Origin of the sequence: Streptomyces sp. NBC_00582 (assembly GCF_036345155.1) — a bacterium.
In the GTDB taxonomy this organism is placed as follows: Bacteria; Actinomycetota; Actinomycetes; order Streptomycetales; family Streptomycetaceae; genus Streptomyces.
The window spans coordinates 8,937,431-8,961,758 of record NZ_CP107772.1 but is presented as its reverse complement, the minus strand read 5'-3'; the positions used below and the strand labels follow the sequence as shown (position 1 = coordinate 8,961,758).

Below are 24,328 nucleotides of genomic sequence, written 5' to 3'. Positions count from 1 at the left end.
CTTGTTGTGGCGGTACAGCGAAACGGCGGTAGGGGGATCCTCTCGGCTGTGAGGTGCCTGAGAACAGGTGTCGTTGACCTTCTTTGCCAATCCGATAACCGATAACCGGAGAGGAAAGCCCCGCTCAGCGGGGGTCGAGGGCGGCCGACGCCCGGTCCAGCACCCGCCGCAGCCGCAGCCCGTCCGGCGCTACGGCGGTCACCAGGGCGGCGGGCCCGGCGAGCGGAACCAGCGTGGCGTGCTCGCCGAGAACCTGCGCGGAGACCGGCTTGTCGGCGAACTCCGGCCCTACGAGCACCAGTTGTCCCACGGCGCGATGTCCCGCCAGCACGGCGGGACCGTCCCAGCCGCCGTGGGCGCCGGGCCCGCAGGCCAGTTCCTGGTCGAGGACGGTCCGCCCGCCCACGCGGACGACGATCCGGCTGGTGAGCCGCCCCGGCTCCTCCCCCACCCGGCCGAGGATCTGCTCCTCGCGGAGCACCAGCCGGGCACCGGCGTCGAGGTCGGCGCGGGTGGTGACGTACAGGTCGCTGCCGCGCGCGGAGATCAACGGCTCGGGCAGCCAGTTGAGTTCGCCCTCACCCACGACTCGGAGCCGTACGTCGTAGTGGGCGGCGTCCTTGATCTGCCCGGGCAGCGCGAGGGTGGCCGCGGCCGAGCACACCGTCAGCCGGGCCCCGTTCCCGACCTCGGCCTCGACGGCGAAACGGTCGCCGCCGAGGGGGCCGCTCATCGCGCCCACGAGCACGACCCGGGCCTCCTGGCCGGTGCTCCGGGTGCGCCGCAGCGCCAGCGGGCCGTCGCTCTCCAGGACGGGCAGGGCGGTACCCCCGCGGCCGTCCGCCGTCGCCCCGATCCGGGCGACGGCGCGCACCCCGCTCATGTCACGCCGTCCAGGCGCCGAGCCGCGCCCGCACCCAGGCGGCGACGTCCGCCACACCGCTCTCGGCGCGCAGCGACTGGAACACCACGGGCAGTTCGGCGCGCTGCGCCTTGGCGTCGGCGGCCATCCGGGCGAGGTCGGAGCCGACGTAGGGGGCGAGGTCGGTCTTGTTGACGACGAGCAGGTCGGCGGTGGTGACGCCCGGGCCGCCCTTCCTCGGGATGTCGTCGCCGCCCGCGACGTCGATGACGAAGATCTGCGCGTCGACGAGCCCCTTGGAGAAGGTGGCGGTGAGGTTGTCCCCGCCGGACTCCACAAGCACGAGGTCGAGGGGGCCGACGGCGTCCTCGAGGTCCTCCACCGCCTCGAGGTTGGCGGAGATGTCGTCGCGGATCGCGGTGTGCGGGCAGGCACCGGTCTCCACGGCCGTGATCCGCTCGGGCGGCAGCACGGCCTCGCGCAGCAGGAACTCGGCGTCCTCGCGGGTGTAGATGTCGTTGGTCACGACGGCGATCGACAGCTCGTCGCGCAGGGCCCGGCAGAGCGCGGCGACGGTGGCGGTCTTGCCCGAGCCGACGGGACCGCCGAGCCCGATCCGCAGGGCGCGCCGCGCCCCGTCGGGCCGACGGGCGTCGGCGCTGACGGCGGCGGGACCGGGGTGGGAGTGGTCGAGGTGCATGGGACGGCTCCTTTCAGATGGACGGACGCTTTCAGCCCGTCCGGCGCTTGAGGAGGAGGCCCGTTGAGGGCCGAAGCGGGGGTCCGGGGGGCGGCAGCCCCCTGGCACGGGCAGACCTACGAGGCGAACAGACGCACCGGCCAGGCCGCGTGCGCCTCCGCGCCGATCTCCAGCAGGGGCGCTGACGCCGCCGGCAGGGTGTCGAGGCCCGTGGTCCGTACGGCGGCGCCTGCCACCGTCGCCCGGTCGACCACCCGGTCCAGCTCGGGGGCCAGCCGGGCCAGTACCGCCGTCGCCTCGAACGGGTCGAGGCTCAGCAGCCGTACGACGGCGGTCGCCGGGCCGCTCACGCTCTCGTACGCCGCGCAGTACGCCGCGTCCTCGGCGCCGAGTCCGGCCGCTCGCGCCGTCAGGCCCAGCACCACGGGCTGGTGGGCGCCCTTGGGGAACTCCCGTGCCAGGGCGTCCAGTTCGGCGCTCGGCCAGGTCGCGCGGGCGGCCCGCACGAGCTGGCGGCCCAGCTTCCGCGCGGCCAGCCGCAGCGCCGGGGACGGGGTGCGGGCGTCCGCCGCCGCGTCCAGCGCGGCCGGGTCCGCGCCGTCCGCCGCGGCGGCGGCGAGGGCCGCGGCGACGAGTCCGGCCGTGTGCAGCCGACCGCGGCAGAAGGCCTCCAGGCTCGCCGCGTCGGTGATCCGCCCCGCCTTGACCGCCTCCTCCGCCCCGCCGGAGTGCGCGTGCCCTCCGGCGGGGAAGCGGCCGTCGGCGAGGACCAGCAGTGCTGCCCTGCCCATCACGTCCCGCCCCTCAGAACAGGAAGTAGCGCTGGGCCATGGGCAGCTCGGCCGCCGGGGTCGCCTCGACCAGCTCGCCGTCGATGTGCACGGCGAAGCTGTCGGGGTCGACCTGGACCCGCGGCCGGGCGTCGTTCTCCCGCATGTCCGCCTTGGTCACCGCACGGGTGGACTCGATGGCGACGAACCTCTTGCCGAGCTGGAGCCGCTCCGGCAGTCCGTCCTCGATCGCGAGCGGTGCGACGAAGTTGAAGGAGTTCGCGGCGGGGGCCCGGCCGATCGCCCCGTACATCGGGCGCGGCAGGATCGGCTGCGGGGTCGGGATGGACGCGTTCGCATCACCCATCTGGGCGTAGGCGATCTGGCCCCCCTTGATCACGAGGTGCGGTTTGACACCGAAGAACGCCGGCTCCCACAGGACGAGGTCGGCGAGCTTGCCCGTCTCGACGGAACCGATCTCCTTGGCCAGCCCCTGGGCCAGCGCCGGGTTGATCGTGTACTTGGCGACATAGCGCCGTACGCGACGGTTGTCGGCGCGGCCGTCGCCGGGCAGGGCGCCCCGCCGGCGCTTCATGACGTGCGCGGTCTGCCAGGTCCGCAGGATCACCTCGCCGACGCGGCCCATGGCCTGGGCGTCGGAGGAGATGATCGAGATGGCGCCGAGGTCGTGGAGTATGTCCTCCGCGCCGATGGTGGACGGCCGGATCCGGGACTCGGCGAAGGCGAGGTCCTCGGGGACCGCCGGGTTGAGGTGGTGGCACACCATGAGCATGTCGAGGTGTTCCTCGGCGGTGTTCACCGTGTACGGGCGGGTCGGGTTGGTCGAGCTGGGCAGGACGTGCGGTTCGGAGACCACCGTCATGATGTCCGGCGCGTGCCCGCCGCCGGCGCCCTCGGTGTGGTACGCGTGGATGCCCCGCCCGGCGATCGCGGCGAGTGTGTCGCCCACGAACCCGGCCTCGTTCAGGGTGTCCGTGTGGATGGCGACCTGGATGCCGGTGCGTTCGGCGACGGTCAGGGAGGCGTCGATGACGGCCGGGGTCGACCCCCAGTCCTCGTGCAGCTTCAGGCCCAGCGCGCCGCCCCGGATCTGGGAGAGCATCGCCTCCTGCGAGACGGTGTTGCCCTTGCCGAGGAAGCCGATGTTGAGCGGGTACTGCTCCATCGCCTCCAGCATGCGGGCGAGGTGCCAGGGGCCCGGGGTCACCGTGGTGGCCTTGGAGCCCTCGGCGGGTCCGGTGCCGCCGCCGACCAGGGTGGTCACGCCCGCCGCGAGCGCCTCGTCGGCGATCTGGGGGCAGATGAAGTGGACGTGCGCGTCGACCGCGCCGGCCGTGAGGATGCGCCCGTTGCCCGCGATGACCTCGGTCTCGGGGCCGAGCACCAGGTCGGGGTGGACGCCGTCCATGGTGTCGGGGTTCCCCGCCTTGCCGAGCGCGGTGATCCGCCCGTCGCGGATGCCGACGTCGGCCTTGACGATCCCCCAGTGGTCGACGACGACGGCGCCGGTGATGACGGTGTCCGGGGTGCCCTCGGCGCGGGTGGCGCGCGACTGGCCCATGGACTCCCGGATGACCTTGCCGCCGCCGAAGACCGCCTCGTCACCGGCGAGCCCTGGGCCGCCGCTGCGGTCCTCCTCGATCTCGATCAGCAGGTCGGTGTCGGCGAGGCGGATCCGGTCCCCGGTGGTCGGGCCGAACAGGTCGGCGTAGGCGGCACGCGTGATCTCAGGCATCGAGGGCACCTCCGGTCTCCCCGCGCAGTCCGGGCACCACCCGGGCACCGGCCAGCGGGACGAGTTCCACCTCGACGGGGAGGCCGGGCTCGAAGCGCACGGCGGTGCCGGCGGCGACGTTGAGCCGCTTGCCCCGGGCGGCGGCGCGGTCGAAGTCGAGACCGGGGTTGGCCTCGGCGAAGTGGTAGTGGGAACCGACCTGGACGGGCCGGTCGGCGGCGTTGAGGACGGTCAGGAGGGTGATCTCGCGGCCCTCGTTGCAGACGATCGGGTCCTCGGCGAAGAGGATCTCTCCGGGAATCATGGCGGCCTCCCCCGTCAGACGATCGGGTCGTGGACGGTGACGAGCTTGGTGCCGTCGGGGAAGGTGGCCTCGACCTGGACGTCGTGGATCATCTCGGGGATGCCCTCCATGACGTCGTCCCTGGTGAGCAGCTTGCGCCCGGAGGCCATCAGCTCGGCGACCGTGCGCCCGTCGCGTGCGCCCTCGAGGATGTGCGAGGTGATGAGGGCGACGGCCTCGGGGTGGTTGAGCCTCAGTCCGCGGGCCCGGCGCTTCTCGGCGACGTCGGCCGCGACATGGATCAGCAGCCTCTCCTGCTCGTGCGGGGTCAGTTGCACGTCCCACCTCACATCCTCGCTCCGGGCCGTGCGGGGCCCGGTTGCCGCAGCCACGAGGAAAAGCCCTGGTGGCGTGGAGGGGCAGGCTAGTTGGGGTGCATTTCGAGCACGTTAACCGAGCTGTGACCCGCTCAGGTCCCCGGCCTCGGCTCCGGCATGCTCATCAACGCCCGCAGCCCGTCGCCGAGCACCTCCACCGGTGCCGGTCCGAACAGCGACTGCTGGGCGATGAAGCCCAGCACGGACGCGATCATCGTCCGGGCCACGTGGTCGGGGTCCACGTCCGCGCGCATCGTCCCGGCGGCCTGGTACGCCTCGACGATCCGCACCCACTCCGCGCGCACCGAGCCGTAGCCCTCGCGCAGGACGGCCGAGAGGTCCTCGTTCCGCAACGTCTCCGTCCAGACCTGGATGACCAGCCGGGGGAAGGCCGGCCTGCCGTCGACGGTCAGGGACTCGCGGGCGGCCAGGGTGCGGCCGAGCACCTCCACGACCAGGACGTCCGGGGGCGGCGGCGGGTCCAGCCGGGCCGCCTCGTCGAAGGAGGCGCGGACCTGCCCGAGCACCTCGGAGACGATCGCGGCGATGAGCTCCTCCTTGCCGCTGAAGTAGCGGTACACCGCCCCGGCCGACAGGTCGACCTCCTTCAGCACGTCCTGCATGGACGTGGCGTGGAAGCCGTTGCGGGCGAAGCAGACCGCGGCGCCGTCGAGGATCTGCCGGCGGCGGGCGTCGAGGTGGGCCTGGGATACGCGTGCCATGACCGCAAACGTAAAACGAACATTCCTTCTTGACAAGCGGCGTCCGGCGGCGCACCGTGGGACGAAAGTAAAACGAACGATCCTTCTTTTTAGTTCCGGCCCCACTACTCCCCCAGGGGGAAGCCATGTCCGCCACCCGGCGACTGATCGCCGTAGTCCTGCTCGTCCCGACCCTCGCCGCCGTCGCGCTGTGGGCCTTCGCCTGGCCCGCCGCCCGCACCGCGCCCCGCGACCTGCCGCTCGGCGTGGCGGGCCCGGCCGCGGCGACGGCCCAGGTGGAGAAGCAGCTCGCCCGGCACGAGGGCGCCTTCGAGATCCACCGCTACGCCGACGAGGCCGCCGCCCGCGACGCCATCGAGGACCGGGCCGTATACGGCGCGGTGGTCGTCACCGCCCAGGGGCCCGAACTGCTGACGGCCTCGGCCGCGAGCCCGGTCGTCGCCCAGCTCCTCCAGCAGGCGGTCGCCCAGCAGGCGGCCGCCGAGGGCGCCCAGGTGAAGACGGTGGACGTGGTACCGGCTCCGGCGGCCGATCCGCGCGGCGCGGCCCTGAACGCGAGTGTGCTGCCGCTGGCCCTGGCCGGGATCGTCGCGGGCGCGGTGGTGACCGTCCTGGGGCTGCGCGGGCTGCGCGCGGCGCTCGCCCTGGTCGGCGCGGCTGCCCTGGTGGGCCTGGTCGCGGCGGCTCTGGCGCACAGCTGGCTGGGCGTCCTCACCGGCGACTGGTGGGCGGAGGCCTCGGTGCTGGGGCTGTCGACGCTCGCGGTGGCCGCGGCGGTGGCCGGCTGCGCCGCGCTGATCGGGCCGGCGGGGATCGGCGTCGTGTCGTTCCTGGTGATGTTCCTCGGCAACCCGTTCTCCGGGGCGCCCTCGGCCCCCCGGATGCTGCCCGAGCCCGCCGGGGTGATCGGCCAGTGGCTGCCGCCGGGCGCGGGCACGACCCTGCTGCGCTCGGTGTCGTTCTTCGACGGCGCGGCGGCGACCGGCCCCGCCCTCACCCTGGTGTGGTGGGCCGCGGTCGGGCTCGGCGCGGTGGTGCTGGGCGCCCAGCTGAAGGCGCGCACGTCCCCGGCGGGGCCGGCCACCGAGCGGCGCGAACCCGCGCTCGTCGCCTGACCCGAGCCCTTCGCCTCCCGCAAGGCCGTGCACCCCGGTGGTGCGCGGCCTTCGCCGTGTCCACGAGGCGTGCGCCTACGACGGGTTCGGCCCCCGGTGTTCGGCTGCGGCCCCGCCCCGGTGCTCCGCGGCGATGCCGAACCGGTGCCGTTGGCGAGGAGCGGAACCGACCTCGCGCACGGCGGAGACCGAGCTGATCACCGGCTCCTCCACGGGCCGGTCCAGTGCGTCGAGTCGCTCCAGGTCGGCGGCGGAGACCAGGGCGACGAGGGGCTTGCCGTGCCGCGTCACCACGACGCGCTCACCGCCGTACACCACCCGGTTGATCAGGTCGGCGAGTTCAGCCCTGGCTTGCGTCACCGGAATCTCGTAGGCCATGACCCCATTCTAACGTCACGTACGTCCTGTACATTTTTTACAGATGCGCCAGACGTCGAAGGAGGGGCTTCCCATGACCCGACCGTCCGCCCGCCACGTGCTGCCCGAGTTCACGGAACGCACGAGCTTCGGACACCGCACGATGGATCCGTACTCCAAGCTGCTGGAGGAGCGGATCGTCTTCCTCGGGACGCCGGTCGACGACATCGCGGCCAACGACGTGATGGCCCAGCTCATGTACCTGGAGCACAAGGACCCGGACCGGGACATCGCGCTGTACGTCAACTCCCCCGGCGGCTCCTTCAGCGCGATGACCGCGATCTACGACACGCTCCGGTACGTCACCTGTGACGTGGAGACGACCTGCCTGGGCCAGGCCGGCTCGTCCGCGGCGGTCCTGCTGGCGGCGGGCACACCGGGCAAGCGGTTCGCGCTGCCGGGTGCCCGGATGGTGGTCCGGCAGCCGGCGCTGCCCGAGCCCGTGGAGGGACAGGCGAGCGACCTGGCGATCCAGGCCGAGGAGCTCGCCCGCACCCGTGACCTGCTGGAGGAGATGCTCGTACGCCACACCGGACGCACCCCCGAACAGGTGACCGAGGACATCGAGCGGGATCTGATCCTGACCGCGGCTCAGGCGGTGGAGTACGGCCTGGTGGACGGGGTCGTCCCGAGCCGTCGCGACCTCTCCGGGGCGAGGTGAGCCGATGGTTCCCGAGCTGCCGCCGCTGCCCGCGCTCACCCGCGCGGAGGCCGAGCTGATCGACCGTTATCTGGACGTGGTGGATCTGCTGGGGCGGATCAATCCCGCGCACCACGGTGACACCTATCGGGGCCTCAGGGCCGCCCAGGCGCTGGTGGCGAGGGCGGCGGAGCTGCGGGACGCGCTGACGCTGATGCACCAGCGGGGCGAGAGCGAGCTGCACGCGCCGACCCTCGCGCGGGCGCTGCGCGTCCTGGACGGGGAGCGCCGCACCGCGCGCGTCACGGTGCCCCCGCTCTCCGACAGTTGACGCACGCTCGTCCGGTCCGGGACGTCACCGACGTGAACGCGACGTCCGGGCGGGACTTGAAACGGACCAGTCGGGTTACCCCCGTTCGGCGTAGCGGCCGCTCCTCTTGCGGGCGAGCGCATTGTGCCGAAGGCGCCGTTTTCCGGGGTGACCCAGGGGGAAGCGGCGCAGGTCGGGGGGCCTTTGGCGGCCTTGACACCTGATCCCCCATCAGGGTGTCCACCCGAACGGGTGAGTGGTGAGTAAGCCCACAAACGGCCGGTTCCATTGGGATTTTCGGTCAACGGTGAGTCAAGATCCGTGTCTGACGACAAGTCCCCGCCACAAGCGGCGGGGCGGTCCGGGCGGACGCCGAGTCCTGCCGCTGCCCGGATTGACCCGTCGACAGGAGTGCATCGGCAGGAGTGGAGGACCCAAGCACGACGGGTCGCCGGCACGGTCACACCATGACCGGGTCGAGCAGCCCTTGGGGTGAAGCCGCGCGAGCGGCCGGGCACCTTTGTCAGCCCGAATCCGACAGGTCATCCTTCACAGGCGGTTGACGAAGGGTTGCGCATGACTGCGCTCAATCGTGTCCCGTCGCTCATGGCCCGGGCCGGTACGGCCTCCGCGTTCGCCATCGCCGCCGTGGGCGGCTCGATCGTGATCCCGGGCGTCGCCGCCGACGCCGCGGCCGCCACGCCGGCTGCGAAGGCGCTCCAGGTCGCCGCGTCCAAGAAGGGTGCACCGTACAAGTACGGGGCCGCCGGACCGAAGAGGTTCGACTGCTCGGGTCTGACGATGTACTCGTTCAAGAAGGCGGGCAAGACCCTGCCGCGCACGGCGGCGCAGCAGTACAACAAGACCCGCCACATCTCCGCCTCCAGCCGTAAGGCCGGCGACCTGGTGTTCTTCCACTCGGGGTCGAACGTGTACCACGTGGGGATCTACGCCGGGCACGGCAAGATCTGGCACTCGCCGAAGACCGGCAGCTGGGTCAAGCTGGAGAAGATCTGGACCAAGAGCGTCTGGTACGGCCGGGTCCGCTAGGCGCCCGGGCACCGCTTCCCGGGGTGGTGGTGGCGTCCCTGACGCGTCCTCACCGCCCCGGGAGCTCGCCCGGCGGCACGGTCGCCGCGGCGCCCGCCACCGGCTCCGCCGTCGGGACGGACCACGGCAGCTCGACCGTGACCGTCTTGCCGCCCTCCCGTGTGGGGCGGACTCCGAGCCTGCCGCCGCGCTCGGCGGTCAGCCAGCGAATGATCACCATGCCTCGGCCGTTGTCCTGCTGGACGGCGGCCGGCAGTCGTTTCGGGAAGCGCGGGTGGCTGTCGGTCACGCCGATGCGCAGCCGCTCGTCCCGGTCGAGCACCAGCCCCACCGTGAAGGTGGGGGACTGTCCGAAGGTGTGCTGCACGGCGTTGGTCGCGAGTTCGGAGACGATCAGCAGGATGGTGTCGGCCGCCTCCGTGTCCGCCGGCAGGCCCCACTCGCCGAGTGCGTCGGCCACGAAGCGGCGGGCCGTGGAGACCGAGGCGGGATCGCTCGGCAGAGTGACGGATGCTTCCAGATGGTCTGCCATGACGACCTCGTCCCTTTCCCACGGGACCGGAGTCCGACACGCTGCGGATGGTTCGAGTACGGTCCCGGACCGGTGCTTCTTCGCCAGACTGCCATCAGCACGCCCGTCACGGGTGTCGATCCACCAAGATATGCATATATCTGTCGCTCAATGCGGTGAACTCTGCCACGGCAGAGCGTTTTCGGACGGCCCATAAGGAGTAAGGAGGAGCCCATGCAGCACGGTCCCGCGGTGCGCCGCCGGAAGCTGGGCGCCGAACTGCGCAGTCTGCGCGCGCGGGCGGGACTCACGAGCGGTGAGGCGGCCCGGCTCGTCGGCTGGCACCAGTCCAAGGTGAGCCGGATCGAGACCGGCACCAGTGGCACGAAACCGGCCGATGTGCGGTTACTGCTCGACGCCTACGGTGTGACCGACCCGCAACTGCGGGACCTCATGACGGCGTTGGCCGGCTCCGAGGAGAGCGGCGGCCGGGACCACTGGTGGCACGCCTACCGCGGGGTCCTGCCGGCCGCCTACCGGGACTTCATCAGCCTGGAGTCGCAGGCCGGCGCGATGCGCACGCTGGAGACGACCGTGGTGCCGGGGCTGCTCCAGACGGCCGCGTACGCGCGCGCGGTGACCCGGGCGGCGGTGGAGGGGGCCGGCGACGACCAGCTCGACACGCTGGTGGAGGTGCGGATCGCCCGCCAGGACGTGCTGCGCCGGCAGCCGCCGCTCAGGCTGAGCGCGGTGCTGGACGAGGCGGTGCTGCGGCGGGAGGTGGGCGGCCCCGAGGTCATGGAGCACCAGCTCGCCCGGCTGATGGAGGCGGCGCGACTGCCCCAAGTGCGGCTGCAGGTCCTGCCGTTCGCGGCCGGTGCCCATATCGGCGTCACCGGGCCTTTCGTTATCTTCTCATTTTCGAGCGCTCCTGATTTGGATGTGGTTGTTCTCGACCACTTGACGAGTAGCCTCTATCTCGAACGGAAAGAAGACCTCGAGGCCTACACCGAGGCCTTCAACGCCCTTCGGGCACATGCCCTTTCGCCCGGGGAATCACTGGAATACATCGCCGCGATAGCTGACGGCGCGTAGGGAGGCACCATGACTGCTCTGCCTCGGAACGTACCTCGGACCGTACCTCGCAGCACCGATCCCCACGCCCTGCCCCAGGTGCGGTGGCTGCGCAGCAGCCACAGCACCGGAGCGAACAACTGCGTGGAAACGGCCCGGCCGGCCCTCGGGCCCCACGCCGGGCTGCTCGCCGTACGCGACTCCAAGGACCCGGAGGGCCCCGCCCTGCTCTTCTCCCCCGAGAGCTGGTCGGGTTTCACCGCCGCGTTCCGCTGATCACCGTCATCCGTCAGCAGGGGCGACCCACGGCCGTGTCACGCCGACTCATGGTCGTGTCTCCCCGATGACCCGTACAGCGCGATCCAGCTCGGCCCCGGAGAGGTCGGCGCGGGCGGTCAGCCTCAGACGTGAGATGCCGTCGGGCACGGAGGGAGGACGGAAACAGCCCACGGCGAGGCCCGCCGACCGGCAGTCCGCCGCCCACTGCACGGCCTCCTCCGGGGACGGCGCACGCACGGAGACGACCGCGGCGTCCGGAGGCACCGCCTCCAGGCCCGCGGCCGTCAGCCGGTCGTGCAGTTCGGTCGCCACCGCACGCGCGCGTGCCGCCCGCCCGGGCTCGCGGCGCAGCAGCCGGAGCGCCGCGAGGGCCGCGCCCGCCGCCGCGGGGGCGAGGCCCGTGTCGAAGATGAAGGTTCGGGCCGCGTTGACCAGGTGGTCGATCACCCGCGCGGGCCCCAGTACGGCCCCGCCCTGGCTGCCGAGGGACTTCGACAGCGTCACCGTGACGACGACGTCCTCGGCGCCGGCCAGCCCCGCCGCGTACGCGGAACCCCGGCCGCCGTCGCCGAGCACGCCGAGGCCGTGGGCGTCGTCCACCACCAGCCCGGCACCGTGCTCCCGGCAGACGGCCGCGAGGGCGGCCAGCGGGGCGGCGTCGCCGTCGACGGAGAAGACCGTGTCGGAGACGGCCACCGCGGGACCGTCGTGGGTGCCGAGCGCCTTGCGGACGGCCTCCGGGTCCGCGTGCGCCACGACCTGGGTGGTCCCCCGGGCCAGCCGGCAGCCGTCGATGAGCGAGGCGTGGTTGCCCGCGTCGGAGACGATCAGCGAGCCGTGCGGGGCCAGCGCGGTGACCGCGGCGAGGTTCGCCGCGTACCCGGAGGAGAAGACGAGCGCCGCCTCGAACCCGCAGAACCCGGCCAGCTCCCGCTCCAGCTCGGTGTGCAGTTCGGTGGTGCCGGTGACCAGCCGGGAGCCGGTCGACCCGCCGCCCCAGGTCCGCGCGGCCGTCGCGGCGCCCTCCTTGACCTCCGGATGGCGCGACAGGCCCAGGTAGTCGTTGCTCGCGAGATCGAGCAGCGGGGAGTCGGCCGGACGGGGCCGCAGCGTCCGTACGAGTCCGGCCCGTCGGCGCGCCCGCGCCTGTTCGTCGATCCAGCCGAACGCCATGGCTCCTCCGGGGCTTTTGTAGGTAGCGGACAGACCCTAGCGTCACGGACCGCTACCCACGGTGTGGCAATACCCACACGTCGAACCGGGTGTGTTGTGTGATCCCTACCTTGGCCCGGGGCGGGTCCGTAGGACAGGATCGGCTCTCATGGACCTGCTGAACACGCTGGTGGACAAGGGGCTTCGGCGCGAGCTGCCGACCCGCGAGGAGGCGCTCGCCGTCCTCGCCACTTCCGACGACGACGTGCTGGACGTGGTGGCCGCGGCCGGGAAGGTGCGCCGGCACTGGTTCGGCCGGCGGGTGAAACTCAACTACCTCGTCAACCTCAAGTCGGGCCTGTGCCCCGAGGACTGCTCGTACTGCTCCCAGCGGCTCGGCTCCACGACCGGCATCCTGAAGTACACCTGGCTCAAGCCCGACGAGGCGTCCCGGGCCGCGGCGGCCGGGCTCGCGGGCGGGGCCAAGCGGGTCTGCCTGGTGGCGTCCGGGCGCGGTCCGACCGACCGGGACGTGGACCGGGTCTCCGAGACCATCAAGGCGATCAAGGACCAGAACGAGGGCGTCGAGGTGTGCGCCTGCCTGGGACTGCTCTCCGACGGCCAGGCCGAGCGGCTGCGCGAGGCGGGCGCGGACGCCTACAACCACAACCTCAACACCTCCGAGGCGACGTACGGGGACATCACGACCACCCACACGTACGCCGACCGGGTGGACACCGTCTCCAAGGCGCACGCGGCGGGGCTGTCGGCCTGCTCCGGTCTGATCGCCGGCATGGGCGAGAGCGACGAGGACCTCGTGGACGTGGTCTTCTCGCTGCGCGAGCTGGACCCCGACTCGGTGCCGGTCAACTTCCTCATCCCGGTCGAGGGCACCCCGCTGGGCAAGGAGTGGAACCTCACCCCGCAGCGCTGTCTGCGGATCCTGGCGATGGTCCGGTTCGTCTGCCCCGACGTCGAGGTCCGCATCGCCGGCGGCCGCGAGGTCCATCTCCGTACGATGCAGCCCCTCGCGCTGCACCTGGCCAACTCGATCTTCCTCGGTGACTACCTCACCACGGAGGGCCAGGCCGGCAAGGCCGACCTGGAGATGATCGCGGACGCGGGCTTCGAGGTGGAGGGCGCGGGCGAGATCACCCTCCCGGAGCACCGGGCGACGGCGGGCGCGGGCGGGTGCGGGTCGCACGCCGAGGCGGGCTGCGGTTCGCACGCGGACGCGGGCTGCGGCTCCGGCTGCGGTGCGCACGAGGGGGGCTCGGTGTGCGGTACGGCCGCTGCCGCCGCCCCGGCCGGTGAGCCCCGTACGGACCTGGTCGCCGTACGCCGTCGTGGCGCCGGTACCGACCTCGCGCCCAATGCCTGAGCTGCCCGCACTGCCCGTCGCCGAGCTGCTGGAACTGGACCGGCGGCACGTCTGGCACCCGTACGGTCCGATGCCCGGCCGGGTGGACCCGCTCGTCGTGGAGTCGGCGAGCGGGGTGCGGCTGCGCCTCGCGGACGGCTCGGGCGAGCTGGTCGACGGCATGTCGTCCTGGTGGTCGGCGATCCACGGCTACAACCACCCGGTGCTCAACGAGGCCGCGCGCGAGCAGCTCGGCCGGATGAGCCACGTCATGTTCGGCGGGCTCACGCACGAGCCCGCCGTCCGGCTGGCGAAGCTCCTTGTCGACATGTCTCCCGACGGCCTCGAGCACGTCTTCCTCGCCGACTCCGGTTCGGTGTCGGTCGAGGTCGCCGTGAAGATGTGCCTTCAGTACTGGCGTTCGCTCGGCCGGGGTGGGAAGCAGCGCCTGCTGACCTGGCGCGGCGGCTACCACGGTGACACCTGGCAGCCGATGTCGGTGTGCGACCCCGAGGGCGGCATGCACGACCTGTGGACCGGGGTGCTGCCCCGTCAGGTCTTCGTGGACCCGCCACCGGCCGAGTACGAGGAGACGTACGCCGATCGGCTGCGCGCCGCGATCGAAGAACACGCGGACGAACTGGCCGCGGTGATCGTGGAGCCGGTGGTGCAGGGCGCGGGCGGGATGCGCTTCCACTCCCCCGCGTATCTGCGGGTGCTGCGCGAGGCGTGCGACGCGCACGACGTGCTGCTGGTGTTCGACGAGATCGCGACCGGGTTCGGGCGCACGGGTGCGCTGTTCGCGGCGGAGCACGCGGCGGTGACGCCGGATGTGATGTGCGTCGGCAAGGCGCTGACCGGCGGTTATCTGACCATGGCGGCGACGCTGTGCACCTCCCGGGTGGCCGACGGGATCTCGCGGGGCGAGGTGCCGGTCCTGGCCCACGGCCCGACGTTCATGGGCAATCCCCTCGCCGCGTCCGTCGCCTGCGCCTCGATCGGGCTGCTGCTCGGTCAGGACTGGCTCGCGGAGGTCAAACGGATCGAGACGGGGCTGCGGGACGGGCTGGCGGAGGCCGCCGGCCTCCCCGGGGTCCGGGAGGTACGAGTCCTGGGCGCCGTCGGAGTCGTCCAACTGGACCATCCGGTGGACATGAAGGCGGCCACCGCGGCGGCCGTGCGGGAGGGCGTCTGGCTGCGGCCGTTCCGCGACCTGGTCTACACGATGCCGCCGTACGTCACCGGGGACACGGACGTGGCACGGATCGCGCGCGCGGTGTGCGCCGCGGCGCGGGAGGGATGAACATGCCGATCCTGGTGATCACGGGCACGGGCACGGAGGTCGGCAAGACCGTCACCACGGCGGCCGTCGCCGCGTCCGCGCTCGCGGTGGGCCGTACGGTCGCCGTCCTGAAGGCCGCGCAGACCGGTGTACGGCCGGACGAGCCCGGGGACGCCGAGGAGATCGCGCGGCTCGCGGGACCGGTCACGACGGCCGAGTGCGCCCGCTATCCCGAGCCGCTCGCCCCGGCGACGGCGGCGCGGCGGGCGGGGCTGCCCCCGGTACGGCCGTACGACGTCGTCGAGGCGGCCCAGAAGCTGGCCACGGAGCACGACCTGGTGCTCGTCGAGGGGGCGGGCGGACTGCTCGTCCGGTTCGACGAGGCGGGCGGCACGCTGGCCGACGTGGCCCAGACGCTGCGGGCGCCGGTCCTGGTGGTGGCCTCGGCGGGCCTGGGCACCCTGAACACGACGGAACTGACGGCCCGCGAACTGCGCACCCGGGGCGTGGAACTCCTGGGCGTGGTGATCGGCGGCTGGCCCGACTCCCCGGACCTGGCGATGCGCTGCAACGTCACGGACCTGCCGGAGGTGGCCGGGGCACCACTGCTGGGCGCCCTGCCGATGGGCGTGGGCGCACTGTCGCCCACCGGCTTCCGCGCGGCGGCACCGGGCTGGCTGGCCCCACGCCTGGACGGCAGGTGGGAGGCGTCGGCTTTCCGGGAGAGGGCAACGGCAACTCCCTGAAGCGGCGCGGGGCTGTGTGGCGCGGGGCTGTGTCGATATGCGGCTCCGCGCGTGGACGCGACCAGCGCCCCCCACCCAGCCGCACACTCATTCGACCTCCGAAAGCAGCCGTACCAGCTCGATCCGGGACCGAATCCCGAGCCGCGTGAAAACCCCCCGCAGATGGTGGTCGATGGTCCGCGGACTGAGCGCGAGCCGCGCGGCGATCTCCCGGTTCGTGGCGCCCTCCGCGGCCATCCGCGCGACCAACAACTGCTGGGCGGTCAGCCGGCCGGTCGGCGGCTCGGCGCCCCGGGCCGGACCGGCCGGCGCCCCGAGGGCGCGCAATTCCGCACGGGCCGCCTCCGCGCAGTGCGGCGCCCCGAAGGACTCGAAGGCCTCGCGCGCGCTGTGCAGCCGGTCCCGGGCCTCCGCGCGGCGCCGCAGCCGCCGCAGGGCGCTGCCGAACAGCAGTTCCGTACGGGCCCGTTCGAAGGCGCGGGTGCCCTCGGCGTGCAGGTCGAGGGCGGTGCGGTAGTGGTCGAGGGCCTCGGCGCCGGGGGTGAGCAGGGCCCGGCAGCGGGCGCTGAGGGCGAGGTCGTCGGGGCTGCGGACGGCGCGGGCCCAGCGGTCGTAGTCGGCGTGGGCGGCGCGGGCGACGCGGGTGTCGCCGGCGCGTACGGCGGCCTCGACGTAGTGCGGGGTGGCGAGATGGCGGACGGCGCGGTGACCGTGGCCGGGGCCGAAGGCGGCGAGGGCGCGCAGCCGGGCCGCGGCGGCGCCGTAGCGTCCGGAGCCGAGGTCGAGGAAGGCGAGCGCCCACTGGGCGAGGGCGGCGGGTAGTCCGAGGCCGTGCGCGAGGGCGTAGGAGCGGGCTGTCGCGGCCCGCTCCCGGCACAGCTCGCCGTCGCCGGTGAGGGCGGCGAACATCGCGAGGGCGGCCTGCAGATGGCAGGCGCCGTTGTCCTGTCCGGTGGCGTACGACTGGCGCAGGGCGTCCAGCGCGGCGGCCTCGGCGGCGCGGGGGCGGCCGGTCCAGAAGTCGGCGTAGGCGCGGAACTCCATCGCCTGGGAGACGCTCGCGGTCAGGCCCCGGGCCCTCGCCGCGGCGGCCGCGCGGACGGTGGCGGTGGCGGCGCGGGTGTGATCGCCGAGCATCAGGGCGGCGATTCCGGCGTGCAGGAGCCCGGTGGGGTCGCCACCCGGCCCGCACCGGCCGGCGGTCGCCTCCAGCAGGTCCCGGGCGTCCCCGTATCGCCCGTCGACGGCGGCGGCGAGAGCGGGAAGCACCCCCGGCGGCTCCACACCCAGCCGCCGCGCGACGGCGACCACTTCCCTACATCGCCGCAGATCACCGGTGTAGACGGCGGCCTCGGTGGCACGGGCCAGCAGATGCCGGGCGAAGGGGAGGGACGGTTGCGCGACGGCGGGGCGGGGGTGACCGGGCGCGGGGCCGGAACCCGTGGGCTCAGGACTGCCGGAAGGCACAGGCGGGGCGAGCCCGGGCGAGGGCCTGACATCGCCCCCCGCAGGTCCCGCGAGACCGGGCGAGGTCGCGGCGGGGACTCCCGTCGGCCCCACGCGCCCGGGCGGGGCGGTCCCGCCGACGTCCGTGGGGGCGGCACGCTCGGGCGAGGACGTGGCGTCGGCTCCGGCGGGCCCCCCGCGACCGAGCGCGGTGGTGGCCGGAGCCGCTCGCAGGGCGCCGGCCAGGAGGGCGTCGAAGGACTCGCCCGCCTGGCCGGAGCGTAGGGCGAGGATGCCGGTGAGGGCGTCGGTGTGGGTGCGGGCGGCGAGGGTGCGGGCGCGGTCGGCGTCGCCGGAGTTCCAGGCGTCGGCCGCCGCGCGGGCGAGGAGGCGGGCCTGTGCGCGGGGGTCGGTGCGCAGCGCGGCGGCGCGTTCGGTGAGGGCGGCGGCGAGGGCGGGGTCGGCGGCCCGGCGGGCCCGGTCGGCGGCGACTGTCAGCTCGGCCGCGAGCCGCCCGCTGGGGCCGAGCGCGCCCGCACCCCGGTGCCAGGAGCGGCGGGGCAGTTCGGTGTCGTCGTGCAGGACGCGGGCGAGCAGCCGGTGGGCGTCGCGCCGGTCGGCCGGTGCGGCCGTCTCGTAGACGGCGATCCGGGTCCAGGCATCGCGGAAACCGACCCCGCCGGCCGTGGCGTACGCGATCCCGGCGGTCTCGGCGGCCTCCAGCGGGCGGGTGTCGAGGCGGGCGGCGGCCACGGCGCGCAGGAAGGCGTGGGTGGCGACCGGGTACTGGTCGGCGGCGGCGAGGAGCAGCAGCAGCCGGGTGTCGTCGGGCAGGGCGCGGATCTCCCGGCGGTATCCGTGCAGCAGGCCGGGGGCGAGGTCGGCCGGGTCGGTCGGCAGGGGGTCCAGACCGGCCGCCTGACGGTCGGTGAGCCGCGCCGCGAGTTCGGCGGCGGCACGGGGGTCGCCGTATACGAGACGCAGCACGCGCAGCCGCACGCCCTCGGGGAGGGACGCGGCGGGGCGCGGCCACGGGTCCGCGAGCGGCGGTGGCGAAGTGCCGTCGAGACGTGGGGGGTTTACAGGAGTCACCACGCAATTGACGTTACTGGCGGGTTACTTGAACAGTAAAGACCGGCGATTTCACCGATGCGGCGCGCGTAGACCTGGTCGGACACTCCTGGCAACCCCACCCGTTTCAGGAGGCATCATGCAGCGCGCCAGGCGTCGCATCGCCACGGTCCTCACGGCCGCGGCCTCTTCGCTCCTTCTGTCACTGTCGTTCTCCGCCCCCACCGCCCACGCCGCGACCCACAACCCCATCGTCTTCGTACACGGCATCAGCAGCTCCTCCAGCAGCTGGAACGACTGGGTCGCCGACTTCAAGGCCGACGGCTACACGGCCGCCGAGCTGGACGCGTGGACCTACAGCTGGTCCCAGTCGAACGCCACCACGGCCTCCCAGCTGGCCACCGAGATCAAGAACGTGCTGGCGAGAACCGGCGCGAGCAAGGTCGACGTGGTCGTCCACTCGATGGGAGCCCTCAGCTCCCGCTACTACCTCAAGAACCTCGGCGGCACGTCGTACGTGGACGACTTCGTGTCCGTCGCGGGCGTCAACCACGGTACGTCGGTGGCGGCCTGGTGCTCCTGGCTGTACACCTCCTGCGCGGAGATGGTCACCGGCAGCTCGTTCCTCACCGCGCTCAACTCCGGTGACGAGACGCCGGGCAGCGTCAGCTACGCCACGTACTGGTCGAACTGCGACGCCGCCATCGACCCCGACTCCTCGGCGCTGCTGAGCGGGGCCACCAACGTCGGCGTCGGCTGCATCTCGCACGACGACATGAACAACGACCACGGCGTCTACGAGCAGGTGCGCGACTTCATCCAGTGACCCCGGCGTGAGCCGGTGACACCCGTGTGAAGGACAGCGGGGGTGCGACGGCTCCCCACGGGGGAGAATCCCGGGGAGGCCCGTCCTGCCCGGGAGGTCGTCATGCCGATACGGTCCGCCGGCTCCGGCCGGGTGCCCGGTGACCCCGTCCACCACCCGCTGTTCGCCCGCTTCTACGCCGCGCTCGGTACGGCCGCGGAGAGCCGGGCCGGTCTCGCCGGTGTGCGGGAGCGGCTGCTCGCCGGGCTCGCCGGGCGGGTCATCGAGATCGGCGCGGGCAACGGACTGAACTTCGCGCACTATCCGGGTGCCGTCTCGGAGGTCGTCGCGATCGAGCCGGAGCGCCGGATGCGGAAGCTGGCGCTGGAGGCGGCGCTGCGCGCCGGGGTGCCGGTGGACCTGGTGCCCGGTGTCGCGGAGGCGCTGCCGGTCAAGAGCGAGGCGTTCGACGCGGCGGTGGTCTCGCTGGTGCTGTGCAGTGTGCGGGACGTGCCGCGCGCGCTCGCCGAGCTGCGGCGGGTGCTGCGGCCCGGCGGTGAGCTGCGGTTCCTCGAACACGGCCCCGGCGGCGGACGGGCGATGCGCGCCACCCAGCGCGCCCTGGACCGCACGGTCTGGCCGTCCCTGGCGGGTGGCTGCCATCTGACCCGGGACACGGTCGGCGCCCTGCGCGCCGCCGGGTTCGAACTCGGCCCGTACCGGCGGATACTCCTGCCGGAGAAGGGGCCGAGGTTCCCCTTCTCCTACGGCGTCCTCGGCACGGCCCGCAAAGTTTAGGCGCGGGGCGTCCTCACAGGCTCCACTGGCGCAGTTCCTGGGCGATGTCGGCCACCGATGCCTCGCCGGTCTTGACCAGGCGGGCCAGATCCCGGACCTGTTCGGGTGAGGTGGCCACCTTCAGTCCGCTGGCCACGAGGTAGGCGTAGGCGACCGCGCAGGCGAACAGCGCGTTGGAGCGCTCCAGGGCCGGGACGTGGATGAGGAGTTGGAGCAGCGCGGCCGCGCGGGCCGGGGGGTCGGTGTAGACGGGGACGTCGAATATCTCGGCCTGGTGGCGGGCCACGGCGGCGATCAGGGCGCCCCAGTCGGTGACCTGGGGGTCGCCCGGGGTCTGCTGTTCGGCGAGCATGAGGAGCCAGGCGAGATCGATACGGAGGTCGCTCAAGGGATCAGCGGCGGCCTTCCGGCACAGTGCCCTCACGGTCCGCGCCGAATTCCTCGGCGAAGACGCTCTCGTACTGCTTCATGAAGTCGGCGGCGGCCTCCACGAAGGTGTGACCCACCTCGCCCGCGTCCTGTCTGACCAGCTCCTCTATGTAGCGGTTGACGCTCATGCCGCGTGCCGTGGCGCGCTCGCGCGCGGCGCGGGCCGTGCCCTCGTCGACGCGTACGTTCAGCTGGGTCTTCGCCATACCCTCGACGCTAGCGCGAGGGTGCTAGCGGGGCAAGGGCGCGCCGGAATCGAAAAGAGATACCGGCTGTGCGCCGGGTCACACTACTCTCGGCACGGTCCACGCGAGCGAGGAGGCAGTCTTGTCCACAGCGGCCTTGTCCACACCCGACGGAATCGCGGCCCGAGCCCAGGCACTCACCAAGGCGTACGGCTCCGGCGAGACGGCGGTGCTGGCACTGGACTCGGTGGACGTGAGCATCGCCCGGGGCCGGTTCACCGCGGTCATGGGGCCCTCGGGGTCCGGGAAGTCCACCCTGATGCACTGTCTGGCCGGGCTGGACACCGTCTCGGCCGGCCAGGTCTGGCTCGGCGACACGGAGATCACGGGCCTGAAGGAGCGGGAGCTGACCCGGCTCAGGCGGGACCGGATCGGGTTCATGTTCCAGTCGTTCAACCTGATCCCGACGCTGAACGCGGCGGAGAACATCACGCTGCCCATGGACATCGCGGGCCGCAAGCCCGACGAGAAGTGGCTGGACCAGGTCGTCGACACGCTCGGGCTGCGCGAGCGCCTCAAGCACCGGCCGTCCCAGCTCTCCGGCGGACAGCAGCAGCGGGTGGCCTGCGCCCGGGCGCTGGTCTCCCGGCCCGAGCTGATCTTCGCGGACGAGCCGACCGGCAACCTGGACTCACGGGCCGGTCTGGAGGTTCTCGCGTTCCTGCGCCAGGCGGTGGACGAGCTCGGCCAGACGGTCGTCATGGTCACCCACGACCCGGGCGCCGCGGCCCACTCCGACCTGGTCCTCTTCCTGGCGGACGGCCGGATAGTGGATCGGATGGAGCGGCCTACGGCGGACGCCGTACTCGAACGCATGAAGCGGTTCGACGTCGGTCGCGCGTCCGGCGACGGCACCGCACCCGAGGAGGACTGACCCGGTGCTGAAGGCGACGCTCAGGAGTTTCCTCGCGCACAAGGGACGGCTGCTGCTGTCGGCCCTCGCCGTCGTGCTGTCCGTGGCGTTCGTCGCGGGCAGTCTGATCTTCTCGGACACGGTGACCCGTACCTTCGACCGGCTGTTCGCCTCCACCTCGGCGGATGTGACGGTGGAACCGAAGGACGACCTGAACTCCAACGTGCCGAGCGGCGCGGTGCAGACGGTCCCGGCCGCCCTCGCCGCCGAGGTCGCCGGCGTCGACGGGGTCGCCTCCGCGCACGCGGACGTCAGCGTGGAGAACATCACGGTCGTCGACAGCGACCACAAGTCCGTCGGTCCGACGACCGGCGCCCCCACCATCGCCACCGACTGGTACCTCACCCACCGCAGTCCGGTGAAGCTGACCTCCGGCCACGCCCCGCAGGGCGCCGGGCAGGCCATGCTGGACGCCGACACCGCCGACAAGAAGCATGTGAAGATCGGCGACACGCTCACCGTGATGGCCCAGCCGGGCTCCTTCGACGTCGAGATTGTCGGCATCGCCACCTTCACCACCACCAACCCCGGCGCGGCCCTCGTCTTCCTCGACCCCAAGGTCGCCGCGACCGAGCTGCTGGGCTCGGCCGACAAGGCCACCGGCATCTCGGTCGACGCGGCGCCGGGTGTCTCCGACGCCGTGCTCAAGGACCGCGTCGCGGCCGCGCTGGGCTCGGGTCCGTACGACGTGAAGACCGCCGACGAGCAGGCCAAGTCCTCGGCCGCGTCGCTGGGCGGCTTCCTCGACGTCATCAAGTACGTGATGCTGGGGTTCGCCGGCATCGCCGTGCTGGTCGGCGTGTTCCTCATCGTCAACACCTTCTCGATGCTGATCGCCCAGCGCACCCGTGAGCTGGGCCTGCTGCGGGCGCTCGGCGCCGACCGCCGTCAGGTGCGGCGCTCGGTGCTCACCGAGGCGGTGCTGCTCGGGCTCGTCGGCTCCACCCTGGGTCTCGCGGCCGGCATCGGGCTCGCTGCCGGGCTGATCCGGCTGATGAGCGCGTTCGGCATGAACCTGAAGACCACCGAGATGGTGGTCGGCTGGGCAACCCCGGTGGCGGCGTACGTCGTCGGCGTGGGCGTCACCTTCGTCGCCGCCTACCTCCCGGCCCGGCGCGCGGCCACCGTGTCGCCCATGGCGGCCCTCTCGGACGCGGACATCGCCGGGGTGGGCCGGCCGCTGAAAGTGCGCGCGATCGTCGGGGCGGTCGTCGGGGCGCTGGGCGCGGCCGCGCTGCTGGGCTGCGCGACCGCCTCGAAGACGGCGTCCGCGGCCTCCCTGCTGGGCCTCGGCGTGGTCCTGACGCTGATCGCCATGGTGATCGCGGGACCGCTGCTGGTCCGGCCGGTGATCCGGGTCCTCGGCGGCGCCTTCCCCGCCCTGTTCGGGCCGGTCGGGCGGATGAGCCAGCGCAACGCCCTGCGCAATCCCCGTCGTACGGGTGCCACCGCCGCCGCGCTGATGGTGGGCCTGGCCCTGGTCGGCGGCATGTCGGTGGCGAGCGCGTCGATGTCGAAGTCGTTCGACCAGCAGATCGACAAGACGCTCGGCGCGGACTTCGTGATCCAGAACGCCAACTTCACGCCCTTCTCGCAGGAGGTGACGGACGCGGTCCGTGACACCGACGGCGTCGGGCTCGTCGTACGGCAGCGGTTCGCGCCCCTCGCGATCCGGCTGCCGGACGGCAAGCGGGTCGAGACCACGGCCTCGGGATACGACGACCGGGTCGACGACGTCGCCCATGTCACGTACGCCGAGGGCGACTCGGCGGCGGCGCTGGCGGACGGCGCGATCGGGATGGACGTGGACTTCGCGAAGGACCACGGGGTGAAGCTCGGCAGTGTGCTCCCGGCGGATTTCCCCGGCGACCGCACGACCTCGCTGAAGGTGGGCGCGCTCACCGACCAGGACGCCTCCGAGGGCTTCGGGATGGAGGGCGGGCTCTTCCTCGGGATGGGCACCGTCGAGAAGTACGTGCCCGACGGCCAGGACTCCGCGCTGTACGTGAACGCGGCCGCCGGCACCGGCGCCGAGCAGCTGCGGCCCCGGCTGGAGAAGACACTCGAGCCGTATCCGCAGGTCCAGGTGCGTGACCAGGCCGACTACAAGAAGCTGGTGCACGACCAGATCGCCGTCCTGCTCTATCTGGTGTACGCGCTGCTCGGTCTCGCGATCGTCATCGCGGTGCTCGGCGTCGTCAACACGCTGGCGCTGTCGGTGGTGGAGCGGACCCGGGAGATCGGGCTGCTGCGGGCGATCGGGCTGGCCCGGCGGCAGCTGCGGCGGATGATCCGGCTGGAGTCGGTGGTGATCGCGGTGTTCGGCGCGGTGCTGGGGCTGGCGCTGGGACTGGTGTGGGGCGTCTGCATACAGCAGGTGCTCGCCCTCCAGGGCATGAAGGCGCTGGCCGTCCCGTGGGGCACGATCGTCGCGGTCGTCATCGGCTCGGCGGTGGTGGGCGTCGTGGCCGCCCTGCTCCCGGCCCTGCGCGCGTCCCGGATGAACGTCCTGGCGGCGATCGCCCACGAGTGAGGGGCGCGGGCGCGGCATGGCGCGAGGGGACCCCTGACCATGTGCGGGGGTCCGGATCGTGGAATGCGCCGTCCCGCCACGGCGTCCGTGGTGGGATCGCCGCATGTCTGATCTGCGCATACGGGCCGCGACGCCCGACGACCTGGACGCCGTCCTCGCCTTCTGGAAGACCGCCGCCGAGGGCACGAGCATCAGCGACGACCGCACCGGTGTGGAGCGGCTGGTCGCCCGTGACCCCGAGGCGCTGCTGCTGGCCGAGCGCGGGGGTGAGCTGGTGGGCACGGTGATCGCCGGGTTCGACGGCTGGCGGTGCCATCTGTACCGGCTGGCGGTGCACCCGGAGCGGCGCCGCCAGGGCGTCGGTACGGCGCTGCTCGCCGCCGCCGAGGAGAGGTTCGTACGGCTCGGCGGGCGGCGCGGGGACGCGATGGTGCTCACCCGGAACGAGACGGCCCATCATGCGTGGCGGGCGGCGGGGTACACGCCGGAGGAGCACTGGCGGCGCTGGGTGAAGCCGCTGGTCGACTGATCGACGCCCCCGACGCGGGTCGGTTTTGCCGATCCTTTACTATTGGGGGGCCGTACGAACCCGTGCGGTCCCCCGCCAGTCCTCGAAAGGTGTGAGCGTCCGCCCATGGGCGAGCCTCCCAGTAGCCGTGCGCGACATCGCGCGATCCTCCCT

General features: G+C 72.9%; 27 protein-coding genes and 1 riboswitch. Of the genes, 14 read left to right on the top strand and 13 right to left on the bottom strand.

Annotated features, from left to right (window positions below; translation table 11 throughout):
• Positions 1-124: 124 nt before the first annotated feature.
• The 7 genes from OG852_RS40650 to OG852_RS40620 form a co-directional block, all read right to left on the bottom strand.
• Positions 125-883, bottom strand: coding sequence for an urease accessory protein UreD (locus OG852_RS40650; RefSeq protein ID WP_330350483.1), 759 nt, complete (start codon positions 881-883; stop codon positions 125-127).
• 1 nt (position 884) lies between these two features.
• A complete protein-coding gene (ureG, locus tag OG852_RS40645) occupies positions 885-1,562 on the bottom strand; it encodes an urease accessory protein UreG (RefSeq protein ID WP_133915229.1) in 678 nt (225 codons plus the stop codon).
• Positions 1,563-1,678: 116 nt separating this feature from the next.
• Positions 1,679-2,353 (bottom strand): urease accessory UreF family protein, encoded by a 675-nt coding sequence (locus OG852_RS40640; protein WP_133915230.1) that lies wholly within the window; start codon positions 2,351-2,353, stop codon positions 1,679-1,681.
• A 13-nt stretch (positions 2,354-2,366) separates the two neighbouring features.
• Entirely contained in the window at positions 2,367-4,088 is a 1,722-nt protein-coding gene (locus tag OG852_RS40635) for an urease subunit alpha (RefSeq protein ID WP_133915231.1), read from the bottom strand.
• The gene (locus tag OG852_RS40630) at positions 4,081-4,392 is read right to left on the bottom strand and encodes an urease subunit beta (RefSeq protein WP_133915232.1); all 312 of its coding nucleotides are present in this window, start codon (positions 4,390-4,392) and stop codon (positions 4,081-4,083) included. The genes OG852_RS40635 and OG852_RS40630 overlap by 8 nt, the downstream gene beginning before the upstream one ends.
• 14 nt (positions 4,393-4,406) lie before the next feature.
• Positions 4,407-4,709, bottom strand: coding sequence for an urease subunit gamma (locus OG852_RS40625; protein ID WP_037782101.1), 303 nt, complete (start codon positions 4,707-4,709; stop codon positions 4,407-4,409).
• Positions 4,710-4,840: 131 nt separating this feature from the next.
• Entirely contained in the window at positions 4,841-5,470 is a 630-nt protein-coding gene (locus OG852_RS40620; RefSeq protein ID WP_133915233.1) for a TetR/AcrR family transcriptional regulator, read from the bottom strand.
• Positions 5,471-5,595: 125 nt separating this feature from the next.
• Here OG852_RS40620 and OG852_RS40615 point away from each other — a divergent pair, with 125 nt between their 5' ends.
• Complete coding sequence (locus OG852_RS40615; RefSeq protein ID WP_133915234.1) at positions 5,596-6,585, top strand: ABC transporter permease; 990 nt, start codon at positions 5,596-5,598, stop codon at positions 6,583-6,585.
• Between the two features lie 75 nt (positions 6,586-6,660).
• On the opposite strand, the gene OG852_RS40610 is transcribed toward OG852_RS40615, so the two are convergent.
• Positions 6,661-6,963: a type II toxin-antitoxin system Phd/YefM family antitoxin gene (locus tag OG852_RS40610; protein ID WP_133915235.1), complete on the bottom strand. Its 303-nt coding sequence runs from the start codon at positions 6,961-6,963 to the stop codon at positions 6,661-6,663.
• Between the two features lie 73 nt (positions 6,964-7,036).
• On the opposite strand from OG852_RS40610, the gene OG852_RS40605 reads away from it, so the two are divergent.
• From OG852_RS40605 to OG852_RS40595, 3 genes are all read left to right on the top strand, one after another.
• A complete protein-coding gene (locus OG852_RS40605; RefSeq protein WP_133915236.1) occupies positions 7,037-7,663 on the top strand; it encodes an ATP-dependent Clp protease proteolytic subunit in 627 nt (208 codons plus the stop codon).
• Positions 7,664-7,667: 4 nt separating this feature from the next.
• Positions 7,668-7,973, top strand: a complete 306-nt coding sequence (locus OG852_RS40600) for a hypothetical protein (RefSeq protein ID WP_330350482.1) — start codon at positions 7,668-7,670, stop codon at positions 7,971-7,973.
• Positions 7,974-8,345: 372 nt separating this feature from the next.
• Positions 8,346-8,525, top strand: a riboswitch (cyclic di-AMP (ydaO/yuaA leader).
• Between the two features lie 3 nt (positions 8,526-8,528).
• Positions 8,529-9,002: a C40 family peptidase gene (locus tag OG852_RS40595; protein WP_133915238.1), complete on the top strand. Its 474-nt coding sequence runs from the start codon at positions 8,529-8,531 to the stop codon at positions 9,000-9,002.
• Positions 9,003-9,051: 49 nt separating this feature from the next.
• On the opposite strand, the gene OG852_RS40590 is transcribed toward OG852_RS40595, so the two are convergent.
• The gene (locus OG852_RS40590) at positions 9,052-9,534 is read right to left on the bottom strand and encodes an ATP-binding protein (RefSeq protein WP_133915239.1); all 483 of its coding nucleotides are present in this window, start codon (positions 9,532-9,534) and stop codon (positions 9,052-9,054) included.
• A gap of 213 nt (positions 9,535-9,747) precedes the next feature.
• Between OG852_RS40590 and OG852_RS40585 the strand changes: the two genes are divergently transcribed.
• Both OG852_RS40585 and OG852_RS40580 read left to right on the top strand, forming a co-directional pair.
• Positions 9,748-10,608 (top strand): helix-turn-helix domain-containing protein, encoded by an 861-nt coding sequence (locus OG852_RS40585; RefSeq protein WP_133915240.1) that lies wholly within the window; start codon positions 9,748-9,750, stop codon positions 10,606-10,608.
• 9 nt (positions 10,609-10,617) lie between these two features.
• Positions 10,618-10,863, top strand: a complete 246-nt coding sequence (locus tag OG852_RS40580) for a DUF397 domain-containing protein (RefSeq protein ID WP_133915241.1) — start codon at positions 10,618-10,620, stop codon at positions 10,861-10,863.
• Positions 10,864-10,911: 48 nt separating this feature from the next.
• Here OG852_RS40580 and OG852_RS40575 read toward each other — a convergent pair whose 3' ends face one another.
• Positions 10,912-12,039, bottom strand: coding sequence for an 8-amino-7-oxononanoate synthase (locus OG852_RS40575; protein ID WP_133915242.1), 1,128 nt, complete (start codon positions 12,037-12,039; stop codon positions 10,912-10,914).
• A 148-nt stretch (positions 12,040-12,187) separates the two neighbouring features.
• Here OG852_RS40575 and bioB point away from each other — a divergent pair, with 148 nt between their 5' ends.
• From bioB to bioD, 3 genes are read left to right on the top strand one after another with little or no spacing between them, the layout of a single operon-like run.
• Positions 12,188-13,399 carry a biotin synthase BioB gene (gene bioB, locus OG852_RS40570; protein ID WP_133915243.1) on the top strand — a complete coding sequence of 404 codons (1,212 nt, stop codon included), beginning with the start codon at positions 12,188-12,190 and terminating at the stop codon, positions 13,397-13,399.
• Positions 13,392-14,681, top strand: coding sequence for an adenosylmethionine--8-amino-7-oxononanoate transaminase (locus OG852_RS40565; protein WP_330350481.1), 1,290 nt, complete (start codon positions 13,392-13,394; stop codon positions 14,679-14,681). The genes bioB and OG852_RS40565 overlap by 8 nt, the downstream gene beginning before the upstream one ends.
• 2 nt (positions 14,682-14,683) lie before the next feature.
• The gene (bioD, locus tag OG852_RS40560) at positions 14,684-15,406 is read left to right on the top strand and encodes a dethiobiotin synthase (RefSeq protein WP_330351582.1); all 723 of its coding nucleotides are present in this window, start codon (positions 14,684-14,686) and stop codon (positions 15,404-15,406) included.
• An 87-nt stretch (positions 15,407-15,493) separates the two neighbouring features.
• Here bioD and OG852_RS40555 read toward each other — a convergent pair whose 3' ends face one another.
• On the bottom strand, positions 15,494-17,947 hold the full coding sequence (locus OG852_RS40555) for a helix-turn-helix transcriptional regulator (protein WP_330350480.1): 2,454 nt from the start codon (positions 17,945-17,947) through the stop codon (positions 15,494-15,496).
• A 115-nt stretch (positions 17,948-18,062) separates the two neighbouring features.
• On the opposite strand from OG852_RS40555, the gene OG852_RS40550 reads away from it, so the two are divergent.
• Positions 18,063-18,749 carry an esterase/lipase family protein gene (locus tag OG852_RS40550; RefSeq protein WP_133915246.1) on the top strand — a complete coding sequence of 229 codons (687 nt, stop codon included), beginning with the start codon at positions 18,063-18,065 and terminating at the stop codon, positions 18,747-18,749.
• 102 nt (positions 18,750-18,851) lie between these two features.
• Positions 18,852-19,526 carry a class I SAM-dependent methyltransferase gene (locus OG852_RS40545; RefSeq protein ID WP_133915247.1) on the top strand — a complete coding sequence of 225 codons (675 nt, stop codon included), beginning with the start codon at positions 18,852-18,854 and terminating at the stop codon, positions 19,524-19,526.
• A gap of 13 nt (positions 19,527-19,539) precedes the next feature.
• Here the strand turns inward: OG852_RS40545 and OG852_RS40540 are convergent, their stop codons facing one another.
• Positions 19,540-19,914, bottom strand: coding sequence for a fic family toxin-antitoxin system, toxin component (locus OG852_RS40540; protein WP_133915248.1), 375 nt, complete (start codon positions 19,912-19,914; stop codon positions 19,540-19,542).
• 4 nt (positions 19,915-19,918) lie between these two features.
• Positions 19,919-20,161: a toxin-antitoxin system HicB family antitoxin gene (locus OG852_RS40535; protein WP_133915249.1), complete on the bottom strand. Its 243-nt coding sequence runs from the start codon at positions 20,159-20,161 to the stop codon at positions 19,919-19,921.
• 121 nt (positions 20,162-20,282) lie between these two features.
• Here OG852_RS40535 and OG852_RS40530 point away from each other — a divergent pair, with 121 nt between their 5' ends.
• The 3 genes from OG852_RS40530 (at position 20,283) to OG852_RS40520 (ending at position 24,175) form a co-directional block, all read left to right on the top strand.
• Positions 20,283-21,074, top strand: a complete 792-nt coding sequence (locus tag OG852_RS40530) for an ABC transporter ATP-binding protein (protein ID WP_133915250.1) — start codon at positions 20,283-20,285, stop codon at positions 21,072-21,074.
• Positions 21,075-21,078: 4 nt separating this feature from the next.
• Positions 21,079-23,646, top strand: coding sequence for an ABC transporter permease (locus tag OG852_RS40525; RefSeq protein WP_330350479.1), 2,568 nt, complete (start codon positions 21,079-21,081; stop codon positions 23,644-23,646).
• A gap of 103 nt (positions 23,647-23,749) precedes the next feature.
• The gene (locus OG852_RS40520; protein ID WP_330350478.1) at positions 23,750-24,175 is read left to right on the top strand and encodes a GNAT family N-acetyltransferase; all 426 of its coding nucleotides are present in this window, start codon (positions 23,750-23,752) and stop codon (positions 24,173-24,175) included.
• Positions 24,176-24,328: the final 153 nt, after the last annotated feature.

Excerpts from the sequence above, each read along its gene's own strand:
- OG852_RS40650 (WP_330350483.1), bottom strand. The coding sequence starts at position 883 with ATGAGCGGGGTGCGCGCCGTCGCCCGGATCGGGGCGACGGCGGACGGC.
- ureG (WP_133915229.1), bottom strand. The coding sequence starts at position 1,562 with ATGCACCTCGACCACTCCCACCCCGGTCCCGCCGCCGTCAGCGCCGAC.
- OG852_RS40640 (WP_133915230.1), bottom strand. The coding sequence starts at position 2,353 with ATGGGCAGGGCAGCACTGCTGGTCCTCGCCGACGGCCGCTTCCCCGCC.
- OG852_RS40635 (WP_133915231.1), bottom strand. The coding sequence starts at position 4,088 with ATGCCTGAGATCACGCGTGCCGCCTACGCCGACCTGTTCGGCCCGACC.
- OG852_RS40630 (WP_133915232.1), bottom strand. The coding sequence starts at position 4,392 with ATGATTCCCGGAGAGATCCTCTTCGCCGAGGACCCGATCGTCTGCAAC.
- OG852_RS40620 (WP_133915233.1), bottom strand. The coding sequence starts at position 5,470 with ATGGCACGCGTATCCCAGGCCCACCTCGACGCCCGCCGCCGGCAGATC.
- OG852_RS40615 (WP_133915234.1), top strand. The coding sequence starts at position 5,596 with ATGTCCGCCACCCGGCGACTGATCGCCGTAGTCCTGCTCGTCCCGACC.
- OG852_RS40610 (WP_133915235.1), bottom strand. The coding sequence starts at position 6,963 with ATGGCCTACGAGATTCCGGTGACGCAAGCCAGGGCTGAACTCGCCGAC.
- OG852_RS40605 (WP_133915236.1), top strand. The coding sequence starts at position 7,037 with ATGACCCGACCGTCCGCCCGCCACGTGCTGCCCGAGTTCACGGAACGC.
- OG852_RS40600 (WP_330350482.1), top strand. The coding sequence starts at position 7,668 with ATGGTTCCCGAGCTGCCGCCGCTGCCCGCGCTCACCCGCGCGGAGGCC.
- OG852_RS40595 (WP_133915238.1), top strand. The coding sequence starts at position 8,529 with ATGACTGCGCTCAATCGTGTCCCGTCGCTCATGGCCCGGGCCGGTACG.
- OG852_RS40590 (WP_133915239.1), bottom strand. The coding sequence starts at position 9,534 with ATGGCAGACCATCTGGAAGCATCCGTCACTCTGCCGAGCGATCCCGCC.
- OG852_RS40585 (WP_133915240.1), top strand. The coding sequence starts at position 9,748 with ATGCAGCACGGTCCCGCGGTGCGCCGCCGGAAGCTGGGCGCCGAACTG.
- OG852_RS40580 (WP_133915241.1), top strand. The coding sequence starts at position 10,618 with ATGACTGCTCTGCCTCGGAACGTACCTCGGACCGTACCTCGCAGCACC.
- OG852_RS40575 (WP_133915242.1), bottom strand. The coding sequence starts at position 12,039 with ATGGCGTTCGGCTGGATCGACGAACAGGCGCGGGCGCGCCGACGGGCC.
- bioB (WP_133915243.1), top strand. The coding sequence starts at position 12,188 with ATGGACCTGCTGAACACGCTGGTGGACAAGGGGCTTCGGCGCGAGCTG.
- OG852_RS40565 (WP_330350481.1), top strand. The coding sequence starts at position 13,392 with ATGCCTGAGCTGCCCGCACTGCCCGTCGCCGAGCTGCTGGAACTGGAC.
- bioD (WP_330351582.1), top strand. The coding sequence starts at position 14,684 with ATGCCGATCCTGGTGATCACGGGCACGGGCACGGAGGTCGGCAAGACC.
- OG852_RS40550 (WP_133915246.1), top strand. The coding sequence starts at position 18,063 with ATGCAGCGCGCCAGGCGTCGCATCGCCACGGTCCTCACGGCCGCGGCC.
- OG852_RS40545 (WP_133915247.1), top strand. The coding sequence starts at position 18,852 with ATGCCGATACGGTCCGCCGGCTCCGGCCGGGTGCCCGGTGACCCCGTC.
- OG852_RS40535 (WP_133915249.1), bottom strand. The coding sequence starts at position 20,161 with ATGGCGAAGACCCAGCTGAACGTACGCGTCGACGAGGGCACGGCCCGC.
- OG852_RS40520 (WP_330350478.1), top strand. The coding sequence starts at position 23,750 with ATGTCTGATCTGCGCATACGGGCCGCGACGCCCGACGACCTGGACGCC.